General features: G+C 50.7%; 24 protein-coding genes, 2 tRNA genes, 1 other RNA gene and 4 pseudogenes. 7 read left to right on the top strand and 24 right to left on the bottom strand.

The features are described from left to right. Window positions 1-114 precede the first annotated feature (114 nt). The 3 genes and pseudogenes from rraA to CGZ65_RS08490 all read right to left on the bottom strand — a co-directional run. Window positions 115-465 (bottom strand): annotated as a pseudogene (gene rraA / locus CGZ65_RS08495) (ribonuclease E activity regulator RraA); the annotation flags it as partial. A 12-nt stretch (window positions 466-477) separates the two neighbouring features. Then, on the bottom strand, window positions 478-600 hold the full coding sequence (locus CGZ65_RS14930) for an RraA family protein (protein WP_332457911.1): 123 nt from the start codon (window positions 598-600) through the stop codon (window positions 478-480). 76 nt (window positions 601-676) lie between these two features. Then, a complete protein-coding gene (locus CGZ65_RS08490) occupies window positions 677-1,936 on the bottom strand; it encodes a glutamate-5-semialdehyde dehydrogenase (protein WP_096295532.1) in 1,260 nt (419 codons plus the stop codon). Window positions 1,937-2,098: 162 nt separating this feature from the next. Between CGZ65_RS08490 and CGZ65_RS08485 the strand changes: the two genes are divergently transcribed. Next, window positions 2,099-3,364: a DUF2254 domain-containing protein gene (locus CGZ65_RS08485; RefSeq protein ID WP_096296148.1), complete on the top strand. Its 1,266-nt coding sequence runs from the start codon at window positions 2,099-2,101 to the stop codon at window positions 3,362-3,364. Window positions 3,365-3,448: 84 nt separating this feature from the next. Here CGZ65_RS08485 and waaF read toward each other — a convergent pair whose 3' ends face one another. From waaF to CGZ65_RS08425, 14 genes and pseudogenes are all read right to left on the bottom strand, one after another. Continuing rightward, window positions 3,449-4,471: a lipopolysaccharide heptosyltransferase II gene (waaF, locus tag CGZ65_RS08480; RefSeq protein WP_096295531.1), complete on the bottom strand. Its 1,023-nt coding sequence runs from the start codon at window positions 4,469-4,471 to the stop codon at window positions 3,449-3,451. Between the two features lie 152 nt (window positions 4,472-4,623). Continuing rightward, window positions 4,624-4,776 (bottom strand): hypothetical protein, encoded by a 153-nt coding sequence (locus CGZ65_RS12915; protein WP_157742757.1) that lies wholly within the window; start codon window positions 4,774-4,776, stop codon window positions 4,624-4,626. Window positions 4,777-4,816: 40 nt separating this feature from the next. Beyond that, window positions 4,817-5,695, bottom strand: a complete 879-nt coding sequence (locus CGZ65_RS08475; RefSeq protein ID WP_096295530.1) for an urea transporter — start codon at window positions 5,693-5,695, stop codon at window positions 4,817-4,819. A gap of 43 nt (window positions 5,696-5,738) precedes the next feature. Next, a complete protein-coding gene (locus CGZ65_RS08470) occupies window positions 5,739-6,326 on the bottom strand; it encodes an urease accessory protein UreD (RefSeq protein ID WP_123804380.1) in 588 nt (195 codons plus the stop codon). Between the two features lie 434 nt (window positions 6,327-6,760). Further along, on the bottom strand, window positions 6,761-7,396 hold the full coding sequence (ureG, locus tag CGZ65_RS08460; RefSeq protein WP_096295527.1) for an urease accessory protein UreG: 636 nt from the start codon (window positions 7,394-7,396) through the stop codon (window positions 6,761-6,763). A 163-nt stretch (window positions 7,397-7,559) separates the two neighbouring features. Beyond that, a complete protein-coding gene (locus tag CGZ65_RS08455) occupies window positions 7,560-8,129 on the bottom strand; it encodes a HupE/UreJ family protein (RefSeq protein WP_096295526.1) in 570 nt (189 codons plus the stop codon). Between the two features lie 166 nt (window positions 8,130-8,295). Further along, the gene (locus CGZ65_RS13415) at window positions 8,296-8,655 is read right to left on the bottom strand and encodes an urease accessory protein UreF (RefSeq protein WP_198345266.1); all 360 of its coding nucleotides are present in this window, start codon (window positions 8,653-8,655) and stop codon (window positions 8,296-8,298) included. After that, window positions 8,603-8,854: an urease accessory UreF family protein gene (locus CGZ65_RS14705; protein ID WP_198345265.1), complete on the bottom strand. Its 252-nt coding sequence runs from the start codon at window positions 8,852-8,854 to the stop codon at window positions 8,603-8,605. The genes CGZ65_RS13415 and CGZ65_RS14705 overlap by 53 nt, the downstream gene beginning before the upstream one ends. A gap of 34 nt (window positions 8,855-8,888) precedes the next feature. Beyond that, on the bottom strand, window positions 8,889-9,377 hold the full coding sequence (gene ureE, locus CGZ65_RS08445) for an urease accessory protein UreE (RefSeq protein ID WP_096295525.1): 489 nt from the start codon (window positions 9,375-9,377) through the stop codon (window positions 8,889-8,891). Between the two features lie 96 nt (window positions 9,378-9,473). Continuing rightward, the gene (gene ureC, locus CGZ65_RS08440) at window positions 9,474-10,850 is read right to left on the bottom strand and encodes an urease subunit alpha (RefSeq protein ID WP_332457910.1); all 1,377 of its coding nucleotides are present in this window, start codon (window positions 10,848-10,850) and stop codon (window positions 9,474-9,476) included. 38 nt (window positions 10,851-10,888) lie between these two features. Continuing rightward, window positions 10,889-11,125 carry a hypothetical protein gene (locus CGZ65_RS14925; RefSeq protein WP_332457909.1) on the bottom strand — a complete coding sequence of 79 codons (237 nt, stop codon included), beginning with the start codon at window positions 11,123-11,125 and terminating at the stop codon, window positions 10,889-10,891. Window positions 11,126-11,238: 113 nt separating this feature from the next. Beyond that, window positions 11,239-11,526, bottom strand: a pseudogene (locus tag CGZ65_RS08435) (urease subunit beta); the annotation flags it as partial. 93 nt (window positions 11,527-11,619) lie between these two features. Next, a complete protein-coding gene (ureA, locus tag CGZ65_RS08430) occupies window positions 11,620-11,922 on the bottom strand; it encodes an urease subunit gamma (protein WP_096295524.1) in 303 nt (100 codons plus the stop codon). A gap of 415 nt (window positions 11,923-12,337) precedes the next feature. Then, on the bottom strand, window positions 12,338-16,168 hold the full coding sequence (locus CGZ65_RS08425) for a DUF3683 domain-containing protein (protein WP_096295523.1): 3,831 nt from the start codon (window positions 16,166-16,168) through the stop codon (window positions 12,338-12,340). A 335-nt stretch (window positions 16,169-16,503) separates the two neighbouring features. Here CGZ65_RS08425 and ffs point away from each other — a divergent pair. The 6 genes and pseudogenes from ffs to dld all read left to right on the top strand — a co-directional run bounded on the left by ffs (window position 16,504) and on the right by dld (window position 19,026). Further along, window positions 16,504-16,600, top strand: an RNA gene (gene ffs, locus CGZ65_RS08420) — signal recognition particle sRNA small type. 62 nt (window positions 16,601-16,662) lie between these two features. After that, window positions 16,663-16,893: a hypothetical protein gene (locus tag CGZ65_RS08415; RefSeq protein ID WP_096295522.1), complete on the top strand. Its 231-nt coding sequence runs from the start codon at window positions 16,663-16,665 to the stop codon at window positions 16,891-16,893. Window positions 16,894-17,058: 165 nt separating this feature from the next. Further along, a complete protein-coding gene (locus CGZ65_RS14700) occupies window positions 17,059-17,193 on the top strand; it encodes a hypothetical protein (RefSeq protein ID WP_255419165.1) in 135 nt (44 codons plus the stop codon). A gap of 145 nt (window positions 17,194-17,338) precedes the next feature. Continuing rightward, window positions 17,339-17,611: a hypothetical protein gene (locus CGZ65_RS15180; RefSeq protein WP_415906951.1), complete on the top strand. Its 273-nt coding sequence runs from the start codon at window positions 17,339-17,341 to the stop codon at window positions 17,609-17,611. Next, window positions 17,608-17,883, top strand: coding sequence for a hypothetical protein (locus CGZ65_RS15175; protein WP_415906950.1), 276 nt, complete (start codon window positions 17,608-17,610; stop codon window positions 17,881-17,883). Before CGZ65_RS15180 ends, CGZ65_RS15175 begins: the two co-directional genes overlap by 4 nt. After that, a pseudogene (gene dld / locus CGZ65_RS08410) lies at window positions 17,766-19,026 on the top strand (D-lactate dehydrogenase). Before CGZ65_RS15175 ends, dld begins: the two are co-directional and overlap by 118 nt. A gap of 218 nt (window positions 19,027-19,244) precedes the next feature. Here dld and CGZ65_RS08405 read toward each other — a convergent pair. The 7 genes and pseudogenes from CGZ65_RS08405 to dapC all read right to left on the bottom strand — a co-directional run bounded on the left by CGZ65_RS08405 (window position 19,245) and on the right by dapC (window position 23,335). Continuing rightward, on the bottom strand, window positions 19,245-19,448 hold the full coding sequence (locus CGZ65_RS08405) for a hypothetical protein (RefSeq protein ID WP_096295521.1): 204 nt from the start codon (window positions 19,446-19,448) through the stop codon (window positions 19,245-19,247). A 49-nt stretch (window positions 19,449-19,497) separates the two neighbouring features. Then, window positions 19,498-20,188, bottom strand: a pseudogene (locus tag CGZ65_RS15170) (IS3 family transposase); the annotation flags it as partial. Window positions 20,189-20,322: 134 nt separating this feature from the next. Next, window positions 20,323-20,826: a helix-turn-helix domain-containing protein gene (locus tag CGZ65_RS08385; protein ID WP_232507406.1), complete on the bottom strand. Its 504-nt coding sequence runs from the start codon at window positions 20,824-20,826 to the stop codon at window positions 20,323-20,325. 105 nt (window positions 20,827-20,931) lie between these two features. Continuing rightward, a tRNA-Ser gene (locus tag CGZ65_RS08380) sits at window positions 20,932-21,022 on the bottom strand. Window positions 21,023-21,050: 28 nt separating this feature from the next. After that, window positions 21,051-21,141, bottom strand: a tRNA-Ser gene (locus tag CGZ65_RS08375). Window positions 21,142-21,222: 81 nt separating this feature from the next. Beyond that, complete coding sequence (yaaA, locus tag CGZ65_RS08370) at window positions 21,223-22,002, bottom strand: peroxide stress protein YaaA (protein ID WP_096295517.1); 780 nt, start codon at window positions 22,000-22,002, stop codon at window positions 21,223-21,225. Window positions 22,003-22,150: 148 nt separating this feature from the next. Further along, window positions 22,151-23,335 (bottom strand): succinyldiaminopimelate transaminase, encoded by a 1,185-nt coding sequence (gene dapC / locus CGZ65_RS08365; protein ID WP_096295516.1) that lies wholly within the window; start codon window positions 23,333-23,335, stop codon window positions 22,151-22,153. Window positions 23,336-23,338: the final 3 nt, after the last annotated feature.

Below are 23,338 nucleotides of genomic sequence, written 5' to 3'. Positions count from 1 at the left end.
GAAAATGGGAAAGAATGGTTTGTTTATAATAAAGATGATTTTGTTATATCAATGATGAGGCCGTCTGAAATTGGTGTAGGGGTTTCAGACGGCCTTTTATGATGGGGCTTTCAATCAAAACAAAGGCTTTTCGGCAACCAAAATGCCGTCTTCATCGCTGTAGAGATAGTGGCCGGGGATGAAGGTGACGCCGCCGAATTCAAGCGGTATGTCGGTTTCGCCCTAGTTGTTTTTTGCACTGCGGCGAGGGTTGGTACCAAACGCTTTTACGCCGAAATCCATTTGACCGATGGCTACGCTGTCGCGGATGGCGCCGTAGATGACGATACCTGCCCAGCCGTTTTTACGGCCTTCTTCGGCAATCATGTCGCCCATTAATGCGCAGGCCAACGAGCCGCCGCCATTGATAACCAAAACTTCACCATCGGATGCTTGATTAAAGGTTTGGCGCAGGATGCTGTTGTCGCGGAAGCATTTTCATTTTAAGGTGCGGATTTTGCCGCAGAACCGTTTTTTGCCGAAGCTTTTAAACTGAATTTCGCACGATGGGGTATCGGGAGCGATGTCGATTAAATCGGCGGTGGTGAATGGTATTGTCATGATGGCTCCTTTTTTGACTGGTGTAAAAAGGCCGTCTGAAAAGAAAATGGGTTTCAGACGGCCTTGATAATAAAGTTTAAATGCGAACCTGCCCGTTGCCCAATACCACCCATTTTTGCGAAGTCAGGCCGTGCAAACCGACCGGGCCGCGCACGTGGATTTTGTCGGTAGAAATGCCGATTTCCGCGCCTAAGCCGTATTCAAAGCCGTCGGCGAAACGGGTGGATACATTGACCATCACGCTGGCGCTGTCCACCGCGCGCAGGAAGATTTGTGCATCGGTGTAAGACTCGGTAATGATGGAATCGGTATGGTGGCTGCCGTGGGTGTTGATGTGGGCAATGGCTTGGGTCAAGTCATCGACGATTTTTACCGCCAAAACGGGGGCGAGGTATTCGGTGTCCCAATCTTCTTCGGTGGCAGCGTTGATGCTCGGCAAAATCGCCAAAGTGCGTTCGCAACCGCGCAGCCCAACTTTTTTTTCAGCGTATTTTTCCGCCAGCAAAGGCAATATTTCTTCAGCACGTGCGGCGTGAATCAGCAGGGTTTCCATGGTGTTGCAGGTGCCGTAGCGTGAAGTTTTGGCGTTGAAAGCGATTTCAATGGCTTTTTGCGTGTCGGCGGCTTGGTCGATATACACATGGCAAATGCCGTCGAGATGCTTAATTACCGGCACGCGTGCTTCGGCGGCAATGCGGGCAACCAGCGATTTGCCGCCGCGCGGAATGATGACATCAATCAGTTCAGGGCTTTGCAGCATGGCACCGACGCTTTCGCGGCTGGTGTTTTCAATCACGCTCACGGCGGCCGGCGGTAAGTCGTTTTCGGTCAGGGCTTGGCGGATGAGTTTGGCAATCGCCATATTGCTTTCAAAGGCTTCGCTGCCGCCGCGCAACACACAGGCATTGCCGGACTTCAGGCACAAAGCGGCGGCATCGATGGTGACGTTCGGGCGAGATTCGTAAATGATGCCGATGACACCCAGCGGCACGCGCATTTTGCCGATTTGCAAGCCGTTCGGGCGGATGCGGAATTCGTCCATTTCGCCCACAGGGTCAGGCAGCGCCGCCACTTGGCGCAAACCTTCGCACATGGATTCGACGGTTTTTTCCGTCAGCTTCAAGCGGTCGAGCAGGGCAGAATCTAAGCCTTTGGCGGTAGCGTTTTCCATGTCTTGCGCGTTGGCAGCGAGAATGGCGGTTTGGTGTTGCGCAATCAATTCGGCCATGCGCAACAGTGCGGCGTTTTTCTGCGCGGTGGTGGCGTTTGCCATCAGATAGAAAGCCTGTTTGGCCGCGGTGGCGGTATCTCGGACGTATTGTTGAATATCCTGCATGATGTGTGCCTTTGTTTATATGAACGAGATTGACAACGATGATAAAGCCGTCTGAAAGGGAATTCAAGCAAAAAAGCGTGGGCTTGGCAAAATGCGGCGGGAATAGGTTTGTTTGCCTGATTGATTTATAATCGGGTTTTGTTTGTGCATTTTATTGAATTCATGACCAATACTTTTTACCGCTGGCTGATTGCCGTTAAAAAACCGGCCAACCAACTTTGGCTGGTGCCCGCTTATTGGGCGGTTTTTGCCGTGATTTTTGCGTTTATTGCGCGCTTTTTCGGCGATATGCTGCAAGCGGGCATTTTGCCCGATATTGAACGCAGCACCTTAGACGGCCTGTTGAGCATTGTGGCATCAAGTATGCTTTCGGTGAGTACGTTTTCGCTGTCGATTATGGTGTCGGCATTTTCATCGGCGGCCAACGGCGCGACTCCACGCGCCATGAATTTGGTGATGGCCGATGACAACACGCGCACCGCCATCGCCAGCTTTATTGCCGCGTTTATTTACGCCGTGATTGCCAAAACGGCGCTAGGCATGGAATATTACGGGCAAAACGGCCGTTTTATTTTGTTTGTCGGCACGATTGCGGTCATGGTGTATTTGATTGTGACGTTGATTCGTTGGGTGTTTACCCTGTCGCAACTGGGCAGTTTGGGCAACACGCTGCAGAAAATCAGCACCAAAACTGAAAGCGCGCTGGATCACTATTACATCTCAACGGATATGGGCGCCGCGTGGAAAGGCAGCTTGCAGCAACCCGTGCGTCCGATTTATGCCAAGCAGCCGGGTTATCTCACCCACATCGACATGATGTCGCTGCAAAAGCTGGCGGAAGAGCATGAAACTTATGTCTCAATTATCGTGCGGCCGGGCAAGTTGTTGACGCCAAACACCGTGGTGGCGTGTTTGTCTGCCGGTCAGGGCGATGCGGATTTAATCGATAAATTTGTCGGGTGTTTCGTCATCAGTCAAGAGCGTACCTATGCGCAAGATCCGCAATGGGGCTTGAACGTGTTGAGTGAAGCCGCCCAGCGCGCGTTGTCGCCCGGCATCAACGACCCCGGTACCGCCATCAGCGTGATGGTGATGATATTGCGTTTGCTGACTAAGCCCCATTCCGAAGGCGGGGGCGCACAATATGACCGTTTGTCTATCATTGCCGCCGACAGCAGCCAATGGGTGCCGCAAACATTCTTACCTATTGCCCGCGACGGCGCAGGTGCGGCCGAAGTCGGGCTGACTATGCAAAAAGTGTTGGCCGGTATTGCCGCCAACAGCCAAGATCCGTATATTGCCGCATCGGCTGCAGATACCGCGCATGCGGTGTTAAAGCGTTTTGAACAAATCTTGGATTTTAAAGATGATAAGGAAAAATTGTTGCAGCAGCATAGGGAATTGTTTGGACAAGTGAAACAAGACTAAACTCATGATTTAATTGGTGATATATTGTGAAATAAAGCCATGCCGTCTGAAATTTTTCAGACGGCATGGCTTTTATTATGGCAATTATGCCTGTTCTACATGAATTTTAAATAAAGCCTGTTCGACCATTTGCGGCTCAATTTTATTCAGACAATCGGTGTGTCCCAGCGGGCATTCGCGTTTGAAACAAGGCGAGCAGTCGAGATTGAGGCTGACGATTTCGGCTTGATTACTCAAAGGCGGTGTGTGGTCGGGGCTGGACGAGCCGTACAAAGCGGCAAGTTTGCGGTCGAGCGCGGCAGCAAGGTGCATGAGACCGCTGTCGTTGCAGACTACGTTTTCGGCGCAGGCCAGTAAATCGATGGCTTCGGAAAGCGAGGTTTTGCCGCATAGATTAGTGCAGAGGCCGTCTGAAAGCTGGTTGATTTCTTCGGCAATGTCAAAATCTTTTTGCGAACCGAACAGCCAAACCTGCCAGCCTTTGGCCAGATAGTTTTGTGCCAAACCGGCAAAGTGGCGCGCCGGCCAGCGTTTGGCGGGGCCGAATTCTGCGCCGGGGCAGAAGGCGATGATCGGTTTGTCGGTATTTAGGCCATGTTTGACTAAAGCGGCTTGCTGGCTGGCGGCATCAATTTGGAACAGAGGCTGGCCGGAATGGCCGTTGAAATCAGCTTGGCTCGGATGGGCAAGCGCAGTATAGCGGTCAACCATCAGCGGCAGGGCGGTTTTGTCGAGCTTGCGGATGTCGTTGAGCAAAATATAGCGCGATTCGCCCACGTAGCCGGTGCGCTGTTTGATACCGGTGGCCAAGGCGATGATGGCGGATTTAAGCGAGCCGGGCAGCACGATGACTTGGTCGTAACCGCGTTTGCCCAGTGCGCGCCCGACTTGCCAGCGTTTTTTCAAATCCAATGCGCCGTGGCCGAACGGATTTTCCAGAATCTCGTTCACTTCCGGCATGCGCTCGAAGACCGCCAACGACCACTTCGGAGCGAACACGTCGATGGTGCAGCCCGGATGCAGTTCGTGCAGACGGCGGTAAAGCGGCTGGGTCATGACGCAGTCGCCAATCCAGCTTGGGGAAATGATGAGGATTTTTTTAGACATATTGCGGTTGGGTTTGTGATTGGGTAGGTGTTATTTTAATGCAGAAAGAAAAAGGCCGTCTGAAAAATTGAACTGCCCCAAGAAGTTGGGCGCCCCTCCAACTTTAAAAGATGTAGTTCAAACTTTTCAGACGGCCTGTTTGATTGGATACGCTACTTCAAATAATCCGGCAACAGCCCTGCTTGTTCAAACAATAAGTGGCCGGGCAGCAATTCAAACCGCCCGTCGCGTTCCGCCGCCAATTGCGGCACGCCCGATGCGCCCAGCGGCCGCGCCAGTTGTTGCCCAAAGTTGATTCTCGCCAATAACGCTAGCTTTTCTTACAGTTTTTTAGGCCTTTTCGTTTTATGTCGTTTGGTAGGCGGTTGTATATTGTTTGATTGCTTTTTTTATGAAGAGCATGATCCAAACGGCAGCGATAAAGCCAAAAGTATAAGGAGGCAGACCTGTCGCGGCAGTCACATATTGGATCGGTACGGCCAGGAATACTGCAGTGAGAGCGTAATAGAAATCTGTTGTACGCTTACCGTAGAACATACAAGCGATAAGAATCGCAGAATAACTATAGAGGCCATTTGCCAATAGGTTGGGCTCGATACCGAATAGGATGTGTGCGATGCTTGCAGCGAATACGGCGGAGGCAGTTGCCCACATGGCGGAGCCGGGGCTGTTGACTGCAACGGCTGCCAGCAGGAACAATCCGGTGAGAGGACTGCTGCCAAAATTGACTTCTGCCCAGGCATAAAACGGCATAGATAAGGCTGATGAAGTGGTAGTCAGTTCGGGTAGGGGGGTGTTTGTCAAACCGAATAAACCGTAATAAGTTGTCAATCCATACATAATCCAGCAGATGGCAACGAAGGGAAAAGTCAGGGCGGGTTTGTTGTGGCGCAGAAACAGGCTCACAATGGGTACGGTCAACGCTGCTGTGAAGATTCCCAGCAACCATACTGCCGGATTGGCGGTGTGATTGAGTCCGAACGTGAAGAGGATGCACATCATGGCAAGGCTGGCATTAAAACCGTAGAGTCCTTGGCTAATTTCATTTTCGGGAAAGCGCATCAGGCGGGCGGTCAGAGTGCCGGTAAGGGAGCCGAGCAGACAGGCGGCGCATAGGGCTGGATGGCTAAAATACATGCCAATGGCAATTAATGCGCCTGAGAGCGTATTTCGTTGCAGAAAGATTTGACTGATGCCGGTCAGTATTGTTCGGATGGTTTCCATTTTAATCTACTTTATAGGGTTGGATTCGGTGGTTTGGGAAGGCTCATTTAAAGAAAGCCGCACTTAAAGGGGAGGATTGTGTAGGATGAAGTAAGGTGGCCGCCGTTTTTAAAATCTCTTGCAGACTATATGCATTGTCAGCCAGCACACGCAGGCAAAGTACGGAATCATCAGCTTGGCTCACTCCCCATAAAATGCTTTCCGAGGGATGGTTGCTGCTTATTCTGTTATAAAGCCGGCCGACTTTGCTTCGCATATCAAGTGAGGAATGAGCTGTATTCACATAGAAAAGATTGAGCTGGTGTGTGTAACCTTCCATCTGTCCTAAAGCAGAGGGATGTTGGCTGGCGGGCTGCCATTGGATATTATAGGTAACCAGCTTTCTTTTGCCGTGTCGGATAACCAGATGTGAGGAAAAGCGGTTAAATTTGAATGACTCACCATTGCGGATTCTGCCAGAGGCAAGAATTTCACCATAGATCAAATCGCAATCATCATCTAATTCGATTTCGGTGGTTTGTACTAATGTGCTTCCTTTGTGTAATACCAAAGGATGAGGGAGATAGCAGAGACTGGATCCGGCTTGTTGGGAAATGTGCGTATGTTGCCGTGCTTGTTTACCTTCGTCCATTTCCAATATGTGTGAAGGATTGGGTATGAAGCGAGAGCGCCGTATGCGGTGAGAGTTTGATTTCAATATCAATGCTATCGCCGCCGAGCAAGCCCGGGGATGAGGATATTTGTACGACGCGAAGTATGCCGTCGGGCTCATAGGGAAGACTCATCAGCTTTAATGGCGGAGACGCAAAATTATTTTGGAGTATTGTGCGTCCGCTTTTCGCTTGGGTGGAGAGGGAAAGCTTGCTATACATATTTTGTTTGATGAATAAAAGTAGGTCGGAAAGCGGATGTTTGCAGGCTGTTTGTTTTACTGGTTAAATCCGAAACGGGCCAACGGAATTGTTGAAAGATAAAAACCTCATGGCGACTGATTAAGCCGGCTATTTTTATTTCCTGTCAAACACCTATTTTGTAACAAGAAAAGAAAGAAGCCGGCTCTAAGGCTTAGCGAACCAATCCGGCCGGTTCGTCGCGGTTTTCCAATAACGCGTATTTTTGTATCCAGCCGATCACCGAGTCGAGATTTTCGTCTTTCATCAGGTTGGTGAAAACAAAAGGTTGCCCACCACGCATTCTGCGGGCATCGTGTTCCATTACTTCAAGGCTGGCACCAACATGCGGAGCCAAGTCGGTTTTGTTAATCACCAGAAGATCGGAACGGGTGATGCCCGGCCCGCCTTTGCGCGGAATTTTTTTGCCCTGTGCGACATCGATTACAAAAATGGTGACATCGGCCAAATCAGGGCTGAAGGTGGCAGAAAGATTATCACCGCCTGATTCGATGAAAATAATTTCAACATCGGGGAAGCGTTGCGCCATTTCTTCTACCGCTTCGAGATTCATAGAGGCATCTTCGCAGATGGTTGTGTGCGGACAGCCACCGGTTTCCACGCCCATAATGCGTTCAGGCGGTAGTAGACTGTTGCGGGTGAGAAATTCAGCATCTTCCCGGGTGTAGATATCGTTGGTGATTACGGCAACGCTGTATTTGCCGGCAATTTTTCGGGTCAGCCTCTCGATGAGGGCGGTTTTGCCTGCACCTACCGGGCCGGCAACGCCGATTTTGATGTAGTTGCGCATAATGTTCCTTAAAAAATATATGAAAATGAAGCGTTTTTAATTAAAGGGCTGGTTATTGGCCTGCGTTGTCGCTTCTGTCGTATGTATAGGGAGAGATTTCAAACGGCCGATGATGCGATCGACCGTAGAATATTTGCGTATTATTTCAGTGCAATCGGTAGGTTTAAGCCAACAAAAGGTAGAGGCCGAATGAACCGATGGCTGTACCGAGACTGCGTGTCATCCATACGTTTTGACGTAAAACAGCACCGGCTAAGAATCCGGCGGCATGCAGTATCGCGGTACTGATGACGAAGCTTGTTGCAAATCCGATGGCTCCGCCGCTTGTTTCAGCTCCGTGTGCCAGGCCGTGAAAGAGTGCGAAGGCCCCCGCCATTGCCGCCGCAGCGGTTATGGGCAAGCGTTGTAGCCAAGATGCGGCCAAACCGATGACCAAAACAGACGCGGCAATGCCTTGTTCGGTCATGGCTATGGTGCCCGTGTTGAGGCCGAAGAAAAAGCCTATGGCCATCATGCTGATAAAAGCGGCCGGTAGTACCCATCGGGCTTTGCCTTCAAATGTTGCTGCCCACAAGCCGACAGCCAAAATAGCAGGAATGTGATCCAGTCCGCCGATAGGATGTAGGAAGCCTGCGGCGAAACCGCCTTCTGCTCCGTGCCCCGGATGGGCGAAAGCGGCGGAGATGCTTACTGCCAGTGTTACGGCCAAAATGGTTTTCATGGTGTATTTCATATTGAATGTCCTTTTAAACAAAACATATAAACAGGGAAATAGGGTTTTTGATCAGTTAAGTAAGAAAAACGGTTTCAGACGGCCTAGCTCATATACAGCCGTGTATATAGCCGTTCGTGCTGCATTGCACGAATGTCTGCGGCTGGGCTGGCAACGCCAAGCCAATTCAAATCGGTGTCATACTGAGAGAGACCGCCTGTCCTATGGTCTTACGTAAAGCAAAGAGAATATCTTGTCCGTCGTTTTGACTGAGCGGAATCAATTTCACGCCGTTGGTTACGGCACCTACGGCGGCGTTATAGTAAAACGCGGTCAGTGTATCTTCTTTAGTTTGCACTGTCGCTGCAGCAATCAAGCCAAAAGCCAACGGATAAAACCCTTGTACCCGTTTTTGTGTCAAGGCCGTCTGAAATGCGTTAACCATCGGATGGCTTTCATATCGGGCAAAGATTTTCAGCAGCCTCACGCCGAGCTTAACCGAAGCTTCGCGGATTTCGCGCGGCGTTTTCGCGGCACTCAATATCATGGTCGAGTGTTTCCAGTGTCTCGGCATCACCGGCGAGCGTGGTTGAATAGGCCAGCGAAACATAAGCGCCGTCGTTATGAATCCAATTTTGCAAAAGTTGGGTTTCTACATATTCTTTCAGACGGCTGATGCTGTCCACCGCACCTTCTTGTACGAAGGTTTCCAGGCCGGCGGAATGATTGAAACCACCGATAGGCAAGGTAGGGTCGGCAAGATGCAATAGGGCGGTGAGTTTAATGGCCGTGTCCGTGACTGTGTGAGTGATGACCGCCGAAACCCGGTGCCGAATTGGCGCGCAAAGCAAGGCTTAGGCGCCGTTCAGCCTGTTGTGGCTGAAAACCGGCTGCTTCAAGCCAGAGAAACATCGGTTTGTCGTAAGGCATAGTTAGCTCGTCGCCTTCGAGAAAAAGCGGTGAATGTTTGTTGCCGATCTCGTAGCATGCGCGTGCCATATCCGGCAGATTTTTAGGCGCGATGACGATGGCTGCGCAGGGTTTGATGGTGATTCGGATGAATACCCGGGTATCGGAATATACGATATCGCCGTGCTTCAGTCTTTGGCCTTCCTGCAGCATACGGAAAGAGATGTCTCTGCCGTTGGTTGTTGTTTTGCGTAAAATGTGCCGGCCGGCTTCATACCATTCGAGCTCAACGTAATCTTGTTCGGCTTGTGGATGAGGCGGCGTATCAAGCGGCAGCGTATTTTGGATAATCAGGTTCATGGTGAATCACTTAGAATAAATTCGAACGTAGTTTTTATGCTGGGTAGCGCGGCAGACAGGGCTTTGCGTAAGTAAAGTACCTGTCTGCCGTTTTCTTTAAAATAGAAAGTATCTTTGCGCTAAAGGCAATTTAACGGCAGGTTCGCAGGTAATGTGTTCTCCATTAACGCGCACTTCGTAACGTTCCGGATCAACAGTGATTTCTGGTGTTGCATGGTTATGGATAAGGTCTTTTTTACCGATGTTTCGGCAACCGTATACAGGTAAAGTGAGCTTGCTCAGGCCGTAACGGTCGCGGATTCCAGCATCTACAGCGGCTTGCGAAACAAACAATACAGCGGTTTCGGCCACTGCTTTACCGTGCGCACCGAACATGGGACGGTAGAGAACGGGTTGGGGAGTGGGGATGCTGGCGTTGGGATCCTCCTTTCGGGCGTAGCTGATGAAACCGTTTTTGATGATGATTTCAGGCTTGACGCCGAAAAAGGCGGGTTTCCACAAGACAATGTCAGCCATTTTGCCAACTTCGATTGATCCGACGTAATCGCTAATGCCGTGAGCAATGGCAGGATTAACTGTATATTTTGCTATGTAGCGTTTGATGCGGAAATTGTCGCTATCGGCTTGATCCTCTGGCAAGCTGCCGCGCTGCTGTTTCATTTTATCGGCAGTTTGCCAGGTACGGATGATGACTTCCCCTACGCGTCCCATGGCTTGGGAATCGGAATTCATGATCGAAAACACGCCCATGTCGTGCAAAATGTCTTCGGCAGCGATGGTTTCGGGACGAATGCGTGAATCGGCAAATGCGATGTCTTCGGGTACACGTTTGTCGAGGTGGTGGCAAACCATCAGCATATCGAGGTGTTCATCAATAGTATTGACGGTAAAGGGACGGGTTGGGTTGGTGGAGGCCGGCAGTACATTAGGATACATGGCCGCTTTAATGATATCGGGTGCGTGACCGCCACCAGCGCCTTCAGTATGGAAGGTGTGGATGACACGGCCATCTATCGCTGCCATGGTTTCTTCGAGAAAGCCACTTTCGTTGAGTGTATCGGTGTGTATGGCCACTTGCACATCCATTTCGTCAGCCACTTTCAGGCTGGCATCGATGACTGCAGGAGTTTCGCCCCAGTCTTCATGGATTTTCAGTCCAAGCGCACCAGCGCGGATTTGCTCGCGCAAAGGCTCTGTAGAAGCACAATTGCCTTTGCCGAAAAAGCCCATGTTTACCGGATAGGCGTCGACGGCTTGCAGCATACGTTGCAGGTTCCATGCACCGGGGGTAACAGTGGTGGCATTGGTGCCGTTAGCCGGGCCGGTTCCGCCGCCGATCATGGTAGTGATGCCACTTTCGATGGCATGGGCGATCTGCTGCGGGCAAATATTGTGAATATGGGTATCGATGCCGCCGGCAGTTGCGATCAGATGCGCACCGTTGTGTACTTCGGTGGAGGCACCGATGATCATGTTGGGGTCACACCGTCCATGGTGTCAGGATTACCCGCCTACCCAATGCCGACGATGCGGCCGTCGCGAATACCGATGTCGGCTTTGACAATGCCGCTGTGGTCGATGATAACGACGTTGGTAATGACAAAATCCAGTACGTTCGGATTGGTACGGCCTTCGGTAGCCGACTGTGCCATGCCGTCGCGTACCGATTTGCCGCCACCGAATTTACATTCGTCACCGTGGGTGAGCAAATCGCGTTCGACTGTAGCGAAAAGGCAGGTGTCACCCAAGCGGATTTTATCGCCGACAGTAGGACCGTAGGTGGCGAGATATTGGGCACGTGGGATGTCGAGCGTGGTAGTTTCTGTGGTACATAGGAGTGGGGAAGGCGTTTTCCAGAAGTTTGGTTACGAAAACCATGTAAAAGCCGTTTACCTCCGAATGCAACAAGCGTTACGGTTTTCTCTTCTCCCGGTTCGAAGCGTACGGCGTTGCCACTAGGGATGTTCAGACGGAAGCCTTCGGCTGCGGTGCGATCAAATGAAAGTGCGGGATTGGTTTCGGCAAAATGATAGTGCGAGCCGACCTGAATCGGGCGATCGCCGAGGTTGACTACTTTAATTATGCGTGTAGGCCTGTTACGGTTGGCAACAATATGGCCTTCAGCGGCTAGGTATTCTCCGGGAATCATAGGATTATCCTTTTTCTGGGATGTCGTTGCTACATTCCAAACGGTATGGACTGTAAGCATTGGGCAGTAAAGATTGCTGTATTTTTAAAATTTTCAGCGTATCGGACGGTGTACGGTAACGAGTTTTGTACCATCGGGAAAGGTGGCCTCAATCTGCATTTCGTCTATCATATCGGCAATACCTTCCACAACGTCGCCGTTGGTCAGCAAGGTCGTGCCGTATTCCATTAATTCGGCCACGCTCATGCCGTCGCGCGCGGCTTCTTGGAGATGGCTCGAGATATAAGTAATGGCTTCCGGATGGTTGAGCTTCAGGCCGCGGGCAAGGCGCTTAGCGGCGAGTTCGCCAGCCAGAAAAAGCATGAGTTTTTCTTGTTCTCGACTAGTAAGATGCATAAGAATAATCTTTTCGATTGGAAAATTGTTGACAATATATATTATATGAAAACTATTTTATCAATATTTAAAAAATTAAATATATAAAAAAATATAGTGATAAATTATAGGTTGTCAACAATTTTCAATTTAAAAAATATTATTCATCTTGCAAGATTGATCAGACATGCGGCTGAATGTTGCAAAAAATGCCGTCTGAAAAAATCAAGACGGTCTTAAGCAGGTAGAAAAATGCAGGGATATAGAAAGATTTGATTGAAAGCAGAAATTTTTTGAGTGTTGGCAAAGATAGGGATCGGGATTAGAAATATGAAAGTAATTCAAGCCAACATCTGCTGATAATGTTGCAATCGTTGACAGAGGTTGGCTTGAAATTGTCTTGGTTTGAAGGGGTAAGTGAAATAATTTTTTCAGATTACAGCAGCACTTTTTCCACGCCGCCGTTGTTGGCTTTGTCGACAAACTCATTCAGCCAGTTGTCGCCCAGAATATGCTTGGCCATTTCGATGACGATATAATCGGCGGGTATGTCGTTGTCGTCGCGGTAGCGGCTTAAACCTTGCAGACAGGCCGGGCAGGAAGTGAGCATTTTCACCGGCTGGCCTTGCGGCAATTCTTTAAGGTTTTTCTCGATTTCTTCCTGTTTGCGGAATTTCACCTGCGAAGCGATGTCGGGGCGTTTCACGGCAAACATACCGGATTCGCCGCAACAGCGGTCGCTCAACACCACTTTTTGCCCCATCAATTCGCTGGCCATTTGGGTGGCGTTCATGGTTTTAATCGGGCTGTGGCACGGATCGTGATAGAGATATTGCTGGCCTTCCACACCGTCGAGTTTCACGCCTTTTTCCAATAAGAATTCGTGAATGTCGATGATGCGGCAGCCGGGAAAAATTTCCTCAAAGCGGTATTTTTCCAACTGGTCGTAACAAGTGCCGCAGCTGACGACCACGGTTTTGATGTCAAGATAATTCAGCGTATTGGCCATGCGGTGGAATGAGACGCGGTTATCCGTGCTCATCTGCTCGGCGCGGGCTTTGTCGCCGCCGGCATCTTGCGGATAACCGCAACACATATAGCCCGGCGGCAACACGGTTTGCACGCCGACATGCCACAGCATCGCTTGGGTAGCCAAACCGATTTGGCTGAACAACCGTTCGGAGCCGCAGCCCGGGAAGTAGAATACGGCTTCGCTGTCTTCGGCGGTTTGCGGGTTGCGGATAATCGGGATGCTTTTGTCGTCTTCAATGCCCAATAACGAGCGCGGTGTTTTGGCCGGTACGCCTTTAGGTAGCGGGCGGTTGATGAAGTGAATCACCTGCTCTTTAATCGTCGGCTTGTTGACGGTAGCGGCCGGTGCGGCTTTTTCTTTTTTCACAATCGGGAACATTTTGCCCAATTTATAGGCAAAGTTCTGCGCCGGAAAGCCAGTTTGAATCATCGCGCCACGCAACGCTTTAATGGCTTTCGGGTTGGTCGCGTTCAGAAACGCCATGCCCATGGCTGCAGCCGGCACGGTGGTGCTGTGGCCGGTTTCGTTCAGATAATTGCGAATGGCAACGGTCACGTCGCCGAAGTCGATATTGACCGGACACGGTTTTACGCAGCGGTGGCACACGGTGCAGTGATCGCCGATGTTGGTCAGCTCGTCAAAGTGCTTCAAAGACACGCCGCGGCGGGTTTGCTCTTCGTAAAGGAAGGCTTCGGTGAGCAGACCCACACCGAGAATTTTGTTGCGAGGGCTGTAAAGCAGGTTGGCACGCGGCACATGGGTCGAGCAGACCGGTTTGCATTTGCCGCAGCGCAAGCAATCTTTCACCGATTCGGCAATCGTGCCCAAAGACGATTTTTCCATAATCAGCGATTCGGCGCCGAGTAATTCAAACGACGGCGTGTAGGCGTTGCGCAGGTCGGCTCCTTTCATCAATTTGTGGCGGTTGAAGCGGCCTTCGGGGTCGACTTTGGCTTTGTAATCCCAAAACGGCTGCATGTCTTCATCGCTCAAAAATTCCATTTTGGTGATGCCGATACCGTGTTCGCCGGAAATTACGCCGTTTAAGCTGCGGGCGATTTTCATGATGCGGTCGACGGAATGATAGGCCGTCTGAAGCATTTCGGCATCGTCGGAATTGACCGGAATATTGGTGTGCACGTTGCCGTCGCCCGCGTGCATGTGCAGTGCGACAAACACGCGGCCGCGTACGATTCTACCGTGGATTTTGGCTAAGTCTTCGAGAATTCTCACGTCGGTTTTGCCGCTGAAAATTTCGCTCAAAGGTTTCATCACGTCGGATTTAATCGACACGCGCAAACGGAAATCGCGGAAGGCGATAAAGGAGCTTTCATCATCGCGGGCTTCCGGTTCGGAAAAAACCGCTTTGCCGTAACGCGCTTTATATTCGCCTAAAGGCGCATCGAGATTGGCCAGCAGCCATTCCCAGCGTTCTTTTACTGCGGAAACATGATTCAGTGCGTGGGTGGCGCGGTCGCCTAATAATTCTTTACTTGGCAAGTCGGTGCCCATGGCATCGACCGGCAGGCGGCCTTGCAGGTAATCGAGCAGGGCGGCGCACAGGGTCAGCTTGTTTTTAATCGACAATTCGATGTTGATGCGCTCGATACCGTCTGAATATTCGCCCAATCGCTCCAGCGGAATCACCACGTCTTCGTTGATTTTGAAGGCGTTGGTGTGTTTGGCGATGGCGGCGGTGCGGCTGCGGTCGAGCCAGAAGGTTTTGCGCGCTTCAGGGGTGATGGCGATAAAGCCTTCGCCTTCGCGTTTGCGCGTCATTTCGACCATGTGTTCGGCCACTTCCTGCACGGCTTGTTCATCATCGGAAACCACATCGGCGAGCAACACCATTTTCGGGCGGCCTTTGCCGGCGGCTTTGGTGGCATAACCGACTGCACGCACATAGCGCCAGTCGAGATGCTCCAAGCCGGCCAATTGCACTTTTTCATGGCCGAGCAGGTAATCGCGGATTTCAACGATGGAAGGAGTGGCGTTGGCAACGGTGCCGAAAAATTCCATGCAGACGGTGCGGGTGTGTTTCGGCATTTTATGTAATACAAAGGCCACGCTGGTGATGATGCCGTCGGTGCCTTCTTTTTGGATGCCCGGCAGGCCGCTCAAGAATTTGTCGGTCACGTCTTTGCCCAAGCCGACTTTGCGGAATTTGTGACCGGGGATTTCCAAGCGTTCGGTTTTGACAATGTTGTTACCGCTGGTGTCGAGCGTGTGTACATCGAAAATGGCAGTTTCTTCATCGTGGATTTTGCCGAAATTGTGGCGCACACGTTCGATGCGCTGCCACTCGCCTTTCGGATTGACCATTTGCCAGTAGGCCAGATTGTCGAGCGCGGTGCCCCACAATACGGCTTTTTTACCGCCTGCATTCATGGCAGCATTGCCGCCAACGGTAGAGGCATCGGCAGACGTCGGGTCAACGGCAAACACCAAACCGGCTTTGTGCGCGGTTTCTTCCACGCGGCGGGTTACCACGCCGGCGCCGCAATGGATAATCGGGTGCGTGCCGTCAAGGCCCGGCAGGGTGACGAATTGCACACCGTTGTGCAGATCGAGTTTTTCAGTATTGATGACCGCACTGTTGGCATCCAACGGAATCGCGCCGCCGGTGTAGCCTGTGCCGCCGCCGCGCGGAATAATCACCAAATCCAGCCCAATCAGCGCGCGCACCAAAGGCGCGACTTCGGCTTCGTTGTCGGGATTAATCACCACAAAAGGATATTCCACGCGCCAGTCGGTGGCATCGGTGACGTGGGTCACCCGTGCCAAACCGTCAAACATAATATTATGCGGCTTGGTAATTTGGCTCAAACGCTCAAGAATCTTTTTGCGTTTTTGCTTGGTGATGCCGAAGCTGGCATCAAAATTCTGTACCGCGGTCAGGGCAGATTGCACCAAGGTTTCGACTTGTTGGTTGTCATCGCGGCGGTTTTGAATTTCGGTTAAGCGGTGGCGCATTTCCCGCACCAAAGCTTCGCGGCGTTTAGGATGCTCAAGCAGGTCGTCGACCAAATAAGGATTGCGTACCACTACCCACATATCGCCCAATACTTCAAACAGCATACGTGCCGAGCGGCCGGTGCGGCGTTGGCTGCGCAAGCCTTGCAGAATCAGCCAAGCCTCTTCGCCCAGCAGGCGCTGAACGATTTCTTTGTCAGTGTAGGAAGTATAGTTGTAGGGAATTTCGCGCAGGCGCTGCGGAGCGGTGGTGGTCGTCATGATGAATGGTGTCCGTAGAAGGCTTGTCGTTACAGATACTTTTTTTGCTTTTGCGATTTTGCAAGGTGTTTTCAGCCGGTTAAGAATGTGTTAATGTAATTTATTTTTTATTGTTTTTCAATGAAAAATTGGTATTATTTTAGGACTGTTTTGTGCCGGAAAGAGAAGATTTAATCTGTTTGATTGTTGACAATTTGTCCGGTTTGACGGGTTAAACCGTCGGAAAAGAACGGGAATTGATGTTCAGACGGCCTTAAAATGAAAAACATTTGCGGGGTTATATGACGCACGGTATTGGTATTTTTACAAAAAGCCGTTATAATGGATTTTCTTACGGCGGGTCTCCCCGCATGGTTACTTGGAACACCGGGTCAGGGGCGGAAGCCAGCAGCCCACTCTGATGCGCCAGTGCCGGGGGTTGGGCTCGCCGCCTCATTCAAAAAAGCACCGCAGATTTTTAGTCTGCGGTGCTTTTGTTTGCTCGGAGGAGAAAGATGGGAAAAATCGGCGAGATAGATTGGGGCGGACTGTGGGTGAGGTTTGCTTTGTTCGGCGTGATGTTTCTATTGCTGGGCGTGCTGCTTACTTTGCGCTATTTTGATGTGGTGTTGGGCGAAGTTCAATTGCAGCAGCAGATTTACCGGGTAAAAGCACAGTGTGTTAAAAGCCGGGCGGTATGCGCGCGAGGTGGAAAACGTCCGTGTCGTGCTGGTGTTGCCGGATAAGGAGCGGTTACCGCTTAATTTGGAATTGAAAAGCCTTCCCGTAAGGCTGGCTCAGTTTCAAAAAGAAGGGCTGGAAGTCTTTCCTGCGGATGAAATACGCATAGTGCGGCTGCAACGGCATGCTTATTTTGTCGAAGCATTGCTGTATCACGACCAAGGGTGGTGGTGGATTTTGTCAATCCGGATGTGCAGCAGCAGATGGAAGCGTTTCAACATCAAACTCGTAAAAGGGTGTCCGAACTGGTGATGATGGGCGGCGGGCTGGTGCTGTTTATCGGGGCGGCGGCATTTTGGCGCTAACGGCGCTGGTATTTAAGGCTTTAAAGCTTGCAGGCCGTCTGAAAGATGGTGTTCAGACAGCATGATGTCTTTGAACAGACGGTATTCGTGTTAACATACCGCGATGTAGAATGGTTTTAATCTCACGGTTGATAAGGAGAAAGCGATGACTGCTTCACAATTAATCCAAAGGCTGACGGAAGTCGTCGGCGAAAAATACATTTTAACTGACCCGAACAAAACTGAGCCTTACCGCCAAGGCTACCGTTTCGGCGAAGGGAGGGCGTTGGCAGTGGTACGGCCGGGAACATTGCTGGAGCAGTGGAAAATCTTACAGGCGTGTGTCGAAGCCGATGTGATTGTGATTACGCAGGCCGCCAATACCGGCTTGACCGGCGGTTCGACCCCGACGGCAATGATTACGACCGCGATATTGTGATTGTCAACACCATGCGCATGAACATCATCCAGCCCATCAACAATAATGAGCAAGTGGTGTGCCTGCCCGGTTCGACCCTGAATCAGCTTGAGCTCTTGCTCAAGCCTTTAGGCCGTGAACCGCATTCGGTGATTGGTTCATCGTGTATCGGCGCATCAGTATTGGGGGCGTATGCAACAATTCGGGCGGTGCACTGGTACAGCGCGGTCCGGCTTATACTGAAATGGCTTTGTTTGCGCAAATTAATTCAGACGGCCAATTGGAGTTGGTGAACCACTTGGGTATTGATTTGGGTGATACGCCGGAAGAGATTCTCACCAATTTGCAAGGTCATCATTATCAGCGTAAAGACATCACACAAAATGCCGGCAAAGGCCACGACCATGCCTATTGCGACCATGTGCGCCAAGTCGATGAACCGACCGCCGCGCGTTTTAATGCTGATCCGGCGCGTCATTATGAAGCATCGGGCTGTGCGGGTAAGTTGATGGTGTTTGCCGTGCGCTTGGATACCTTCCCGCAAGAGACAAAAACCGCGGTGTTCTACATCGGCACCAACGACATTAACGAGCTGACCGACATCCGCCGCGCGGCATTGGCCGATTTCAAATCCCTGCCGATTTCGGGCGAATATATTCACCGTGATGCCTTCAATATTGCGGAGATCTACGGCAAAGACACTTTTTATGTGATTAAGAAATTCGGTACGCACCAACTGCCGAAATTATTTGACTACAAAGCGCGCGCCGACCGCTTCAGCAAAAAATTATCCTTTCTGCCAAAACATTTCTCCGACAAAGCACTACAATGGGTGAGTAAATGGTTGCCGCAACATCTGCCGCAATCTTTGCTCAACTACCGCGACCAATACGAGCATCATCTGATCGTCAAAATGGGCGGCGGGGCGTGGACGAAGCGCGTGCCTTTTTGAAAGATTATTTTGCCAACCACAGCGGCACGTATTTCGAATGTAATGCAGAAGAAGCGCAAGCAGCGATGTTGCACCGATTTGCCGTGGCTTCCGCTGCTATCCGTTATCGCGCGGTGCATGATGACGAAGTGGAAGATTTGGTCGCGCTGGATATTGCCCTGCGCCGTGACGACCGCGATTGGTATGAGCATTTGCCGAAAGAAGTCGACGACAAAATCATTCACAAGCTTTATTACGGCCACTTTATGTGCCACGTGTTCCATCAGGATTATGTGGTTAAAAAGGCAACGACTGCATGGCTTTGGAGCATGAAATGTTGGCTGTGCTCGACCAGCGCGGTGCGCAATATCCGGCGGAGCATAATGTCGGCCATCTATACGAAGCCAAACCTGCGCTGAAACAGTTTTACCGCAAGCTCGACCCGACCAATAGCTTCAATCCGGGCATTGGGCACACGTCTAAGAAAAAAAACTGGGCGGAATAAGGTTTGCCCAATTTTAATGATAATAAGGCCGAGACCTTTGCGAAATCCCCATCTTTGACACATTTCTTTGCTATACGCTGCTCGAAAGCTTGCCTATCTAAATGATATGTCTGTGCTTTCTGTAATGCTCTAACTTTGAACTGTACTCAAATCGGGGGGGCAAAGGTCAGGCCGTCTGAAAGAAAAACTTTCAGATGGCCTGAGACCTTTGCCAAACCTCATGCACCACCAATAAAAAACCAAACAGCCGTCATTCCGCGCAAGCGGGAATCCATCTTAAAATTTAAGAAACTTATTTTATTCAATAGGTTGCCATACTCAAAAATAGATTCCCGCCTGCGCGGGAATGATGTCGACTCTTTGTACAGTGGCTTTTCAGGAAGTTTTGCAAAGGTCTCGGCCTGATAAATGAATTCAAACAAAAAAGCTGCTTAAAAATTGAACTGCCCCCCAAAAAGCCGGACAGTTTAATCAAGCGGTTTTCAAGGACTGAATCCTGTACTGTACAGGACTCAGTCCTTTTAATTTGAGCTTAATCCTCTCGTGGTTGTAATAATGAATATACTCATGCAAGGCTGTTTCCAATTCGGTAACAGAAGCATATTTGCAGGTATGGAAACATTCCGGCTTCAACGTTCCAAAGAAACTTTCCACCGCCGCATTGTCCAAACAGTTTCCCTTACGGGACATACCCTGCACTAATCCTTTGTCTTTTAACTGTTGTTGATAAAAGGGCATTCGATACTGCCCCCCTGATCCGAATGCAGTATCGGCTTTTCAGACGGCATTAATGTCTTAAACGCCTCTTTCAGCATCTTGCCGGCCAAATCGGAAGCCGGCCGGGTTTGGATACGGCAGCTGACGGTTTCCCCGTTAAACAAATCCGTCACCGGCGGCAGATACAGCTTCCCTCCTGCAACATTGAACCCGGTAACGTCCGTAACCCATTTCTTATTCGGTCTTTCCGCTTTGAAATGGCGTAGCAGGATATTGGGCGCAGTTCTACCGCCCCTCCTTTAAACGGGCGGTATTTGCGTTGCCGTATCACTGCCCTCAGGCCCATCTGCGCCATCAGGCGGCCGGCTGCCTTGTGGTTGGCCGATGTCCCTGTATGACGGATGGCCGCCGTTATCCTGCGGTAGCCGTACCGTCCTTTGTGTTGCCGGCAAACAGTGAGGATATGCTGTTTCAAACCGGCATATTTGTCTTCTGCCGATTGAGCAGCCAATTGGTAGCAGAAGGTACTGCGCGGCAGTCCGGCAATTGTCAGCAGCAGTTTCAAAGGATAGTCCTGCCTTAATCCTGCGACGATCCGGCTTCGCTCTGCCGCACTCCGTCCTCCCGGATTAAGGCATCGGGCTTTTTTAAGACGGCCGTCCCTGCACGAAGGTAAAGCAGTTCTTCCATCAGCCCTTCTTTGGTTTTGAGATGGCCGGCTTTTGGGGCGGCCTCAGGTTGCTTGGGCTTCTTCACAGGCTTCCTGCCTTCCGGTTTGGCTTTCAAACCGCCGGTGCCGTATTGGCGGTACCGACACAGCCATTGGGTGAGTAGGGAACCGGTCGGCAGGTTCAACCGGGCGGATGCCCCTTTTTGGGACAGCCCTTCATTTATGACCATTCTGACGGCGTTCGACTTGAAATCCAAAGGATAAACGGTAATACCCGACCATCGGTTGATGCCGTCCCCTCCATGAAGAACATAACGGGTTGCCCGTTTGCGTACGGCAGCATGGCCTAAGCAAAAAACTTTGGCTGTATGTTTTCCACCATGCCCCTGTAAATAGTAGTTTACTACTTGCAACTTGAATCCGTTTGAATACTTTGCCATAAAAAACTGCACCTCAATAAGTTGGGGATGGTGTCCAACTTTTGGGGTGCAGTTCACAATAAGCAGCTTTTTCTGATTTGGCGGAAGCGGTGAGATTCGAACTCACGGAGAGCTATCAACCCTCGACGGTTTTCAAGACCGTTGCATTAAACCACTCTGCCACGCTTCCTTAAATAAAAAAATAAAATTCAAGAAAATGGCGGAAGCGGTGAGATTCGAACTCACGGAGGGCTATCAACCCTCGACGGTTTTCAAGACCGTTGCATTAAACCGCTCTGCCACGCTTCCGTTTTCTTGAAGACAGTATAGTAATGAAAACTTGCCTGTTTGCCAAGCAAAATTTACGTATACAGGCTTAGTTTTTTGTTTTTACTTGGTTTGTTCTTTGCGTAAAAATACCCACTCCTTATCATTTGAAGCGGCGGCGTTGAATTCGTAGCCTTCGTAATCAAAATTTTGCAAATCTTGCGGATCGGTAATGCCGTGTTCGGCTGCATAGCGAACCATCAAACCGCGGGCGCGCTTGGCGTAGAAGCTGATGATTTTGTATTGGCCGTTTTTCTCGTCTTTAAACACAGGCGTAATCAACTTGGCTTTGAGTTTTTTGGTGTTGATTGATTTGAAATACTCTTGCGAAGCCAAGTTAATCAATACCTCGCTGCCGTTGGCGGCAAGGGTTTCATTCAGCAAACCGGTGATGCGGTCACCCCAAAATTCATACAGATTTTTACCGCGCGAATTGGCAAACGCCGTGCCCATTTCCAAGCGGTAAGGTTGCATTAAATCCAGCGGACGCAGCAAGCCGTAAAGGCCGGACAGCAGGCGCACGTGTTGTTGCAGGTATTGAATTTGTTTGGCGTTTAGCGATTCGGCAGCAATGCCTTCGTACACATCGCCGTTAAACATATACACCGCCTGCTTGGCGTTTTCCGGAGTAAACGGTGTGTGCCATGTAGCATTGCGCTCGGCGTTGAGCAGGGCGATTTTGTCGGAAACGTGCATCAGTTGGGCGATTTGCTGCGGCGCAAGCCGGCGTAATTCATGCATCAGGATTTCTGATTCTTTCAGCAAATCCGGCTGGGTAAATTCTTGAATGGGGGCGGAATCTTTTTCGTTGAGATTTTTCGCCGGAGATAAGACAAAAAACATGGTCGCCTCGTATCTTTATCAAAAATGAATGGGTCGATTTTAGTTTCAAACGCTGGGCAGGGCAAGAATCGGGGCGGTTGAAATGCTTAATTACACATGATAAAAGGCCGTCTGAAATTTTTCAGACGGCCTATGCATCACACCATAATCAACGATACAGTGACACGATGGTTTCTGCCGCTTTGACGCAGGTTTCCACACCGGCAACCAAAGCAATGCGTACATAGCCTTCGCCCGGGTTACCTTGCTCGGTATCGCGCGCCAAGAACCGGCCGGGTAAAACCTGAATCGCTGCTTCAGTCCACAAGCGCTTGGCAAAGGCCAAATCGTCGCCATCCGGCACTTTCAGCCAGATGTAAAACGATGCGTCAGGAAAATCGACCTCAAATACTTCGCGTAAAATCGGAATCACTTTGTCGAATTTTTCCTGATACAGCCGGCGGTTGTCGATGACGTGGGATTCATCGTTCCATGCCGCAATGCTGGCGCGCTGCACCGGAATACTCATCGCGCTGCCGTGGTAGGTGCGGTAAAGCAGGAAATCTTTCAGTAAAGCGGCGTCGCCCGCCACAAAGCCTGAACGCAAGCCAGGCACGTTGGAGCGCTTAGACAAGCTGGTAAACATCATTAATTTATCAAAGCTGCGCCCCAATTGCGCTGCGGCCTGCAAACCGCCGATGGGCTTTTTGCCGTCGAAATAAATTTCCGAATAGCATTCGTCGGAAGCAATCACGAAGCCGTATTTGTCTTGCAGGGCGAACAATTCCTGCCATTCTTCCAGTTGCAAGACGCTGCCGCTCGGGTTGTTCGGCGAGCAAACCAAAACCATTTTGGTGCGTTGCCACAGGCTGTCTGAAATGCTTGGCCAATCAGGATTAAATGATGGTGCAGGACAGTTGGCAAAATGAATTTCGCCGCCTGCGAGAATGGTACCGCCTTCGTAGATTTGGTAAAACGGATTCGGGCTGATGACAACAGGTTTGCTGTCGGCAACCGGATCCAAAACGGTTTGAATGAAAGAGAACAACGCTTCGCGGCTGCCCAATACCGGCAGGATTTCGGTAGCCGGGTCAACTTTTAAGCCATCATAGCGGCGCGCCAACCAATCGGCACAAGCTTGGTGTAATTCCGGTAAACCGGCGGTCAGCGGGTATTTTTCCAATTCGCTTAACGAAGCCGTGAGCGCATCGGTAATCACTTTGGGCGTGGCGTGTTTCGGTTCGCCGATGTGTAGCGGTACGGTTGGCAAGCCTTCGGGCGCTTCCAAGCCTTGCATGGCTTCGCGTAAACGGGCAAACGGGTAGGGTTTGAGTTGGGATAATAATGAATTCATGAT

The organism is Neisseria weixii (assembly GCF_002327085.1).
Classification (GTDB): Bacteria; Pseudomonadota; Gammaproteobacteria; order Burkholderiales; family Neisseriaceae; genus Neisseria; species Neisseria weixii.
Note: the sequence above shows the minus strand (reverse complement) of the source record. Positions and strands in the feature narration are given on the sequence as shown.

Coding starts and splice junctions, on each gene's coding strand:
- CGZ65_RS14930 (WP_332457911.1), bottom strand. CDS start 600: ATGACAATACCATTCACCACCGCCGATTTAATCGACATCGCTCCCGAT.
- CGZ65_RS08490 (WP_096295532.1), bottom strand. CDS start 1,936: ATGCAGGATATTCAACAATACGTCCGAGATACCGCCACCGCGGCCAAA.
- CGZ65_RS08485 (WP_096296148.1), top strand. CDS start 2,099: ATGACCAATACTTTTTACCGCTGGCTGATTGCCGTTAAAAAACCGGCC.
- waaF (WP_096295531.1), bottom strand. CDS start 4,471: ATGTCTAAAAAAATCCTCATCATTTCCCCAAGCTGGATTGGCGACTGC.
- CGZ65_RS08475 (WP_096295530.1), bottom strand. CDS start 5,695: ATGGAAACCATCCGAACAATACTGACCGGCATCAGTCAAATCTTTCTG.
- CGZ65_RS08470 (WP_123804380.1), bottom strand. CDS start 6,326: ATGGACGAAGGTAAACAAGCACGGCAACATACGCACATTTCCCAACAA.
- ureG (WP_096295527.1), bottom strand. CDS start 7,396: ATGCGCAACTACATCAAAATCGGCGTTGCCGGCCCGGTAGGTGCAGGC.
- CGZ65_RS08455 (WP_096295526.1), bottom strand. CDS start 8,129: ATGAAATACACCATGAAAACCATTTTGGCCGTAACACTGGCAGTAAGC.
- CGZ65_RS13415 (WP_198345266.1), bottom strand. CDS start 8,655: ATGATATTGAGTGCCGCGAAAACGCCGCGCGAAATCCGCGAAGCTTCG.
- ureE (WP_096295525.1), bottom strand. CDS start 9,377: ATGAACCTGATTATCCAAAATACGCTGCCGCTTGATACGCCGCCTCAT.
- ureC (WP_332457910.1), bottom strand. CDS start 10,850: ATGATCATCGGTGCCTCCACCGAAGTACACAACGGTGCGCATCTGATC.
- ureA (WP_096295524.1), bottom strand. CDS start 11,922: ATGCATCTTACTAGTCGAGAACAAGAAAAACTCATGCTTTTTCTGGCT.
- CGZ65_RS08425 (WP_096295523.1), bottom strand. CDS start 16,168: ATGACGACCACCACCGCTCCGCAGCGCCTGCGCGAAATTCCCTACAAC.
- CGZ65_RS08415 (WP_096295522.1), top strand. CDS start 16,663: ATGGGAAAAATCGGCGAGATAGATTGGGGCGGACTGTGGGTGAGGTTT.
- CGZ65_RS15180 (WP_415906951.1), top strand. CDS start 17,339: ATGACTGCTTCACAATTAATCCAAAGGCTGACGGAAGTCGTCGGCGAA.
- yaaA (WP_096295517.1), bottom strand. CDS start 22,002: ATGTTTTTTGTCTTATCTCCGGCGAAAAATCTCAACGAAAAAGATTCC.
- dapC (WP_096295516.1), bottom strand. CDS start 23,335: ATGAATTCATTATTATCCCAACTCAAACCCTACCCGTTTGCCCGTTTA.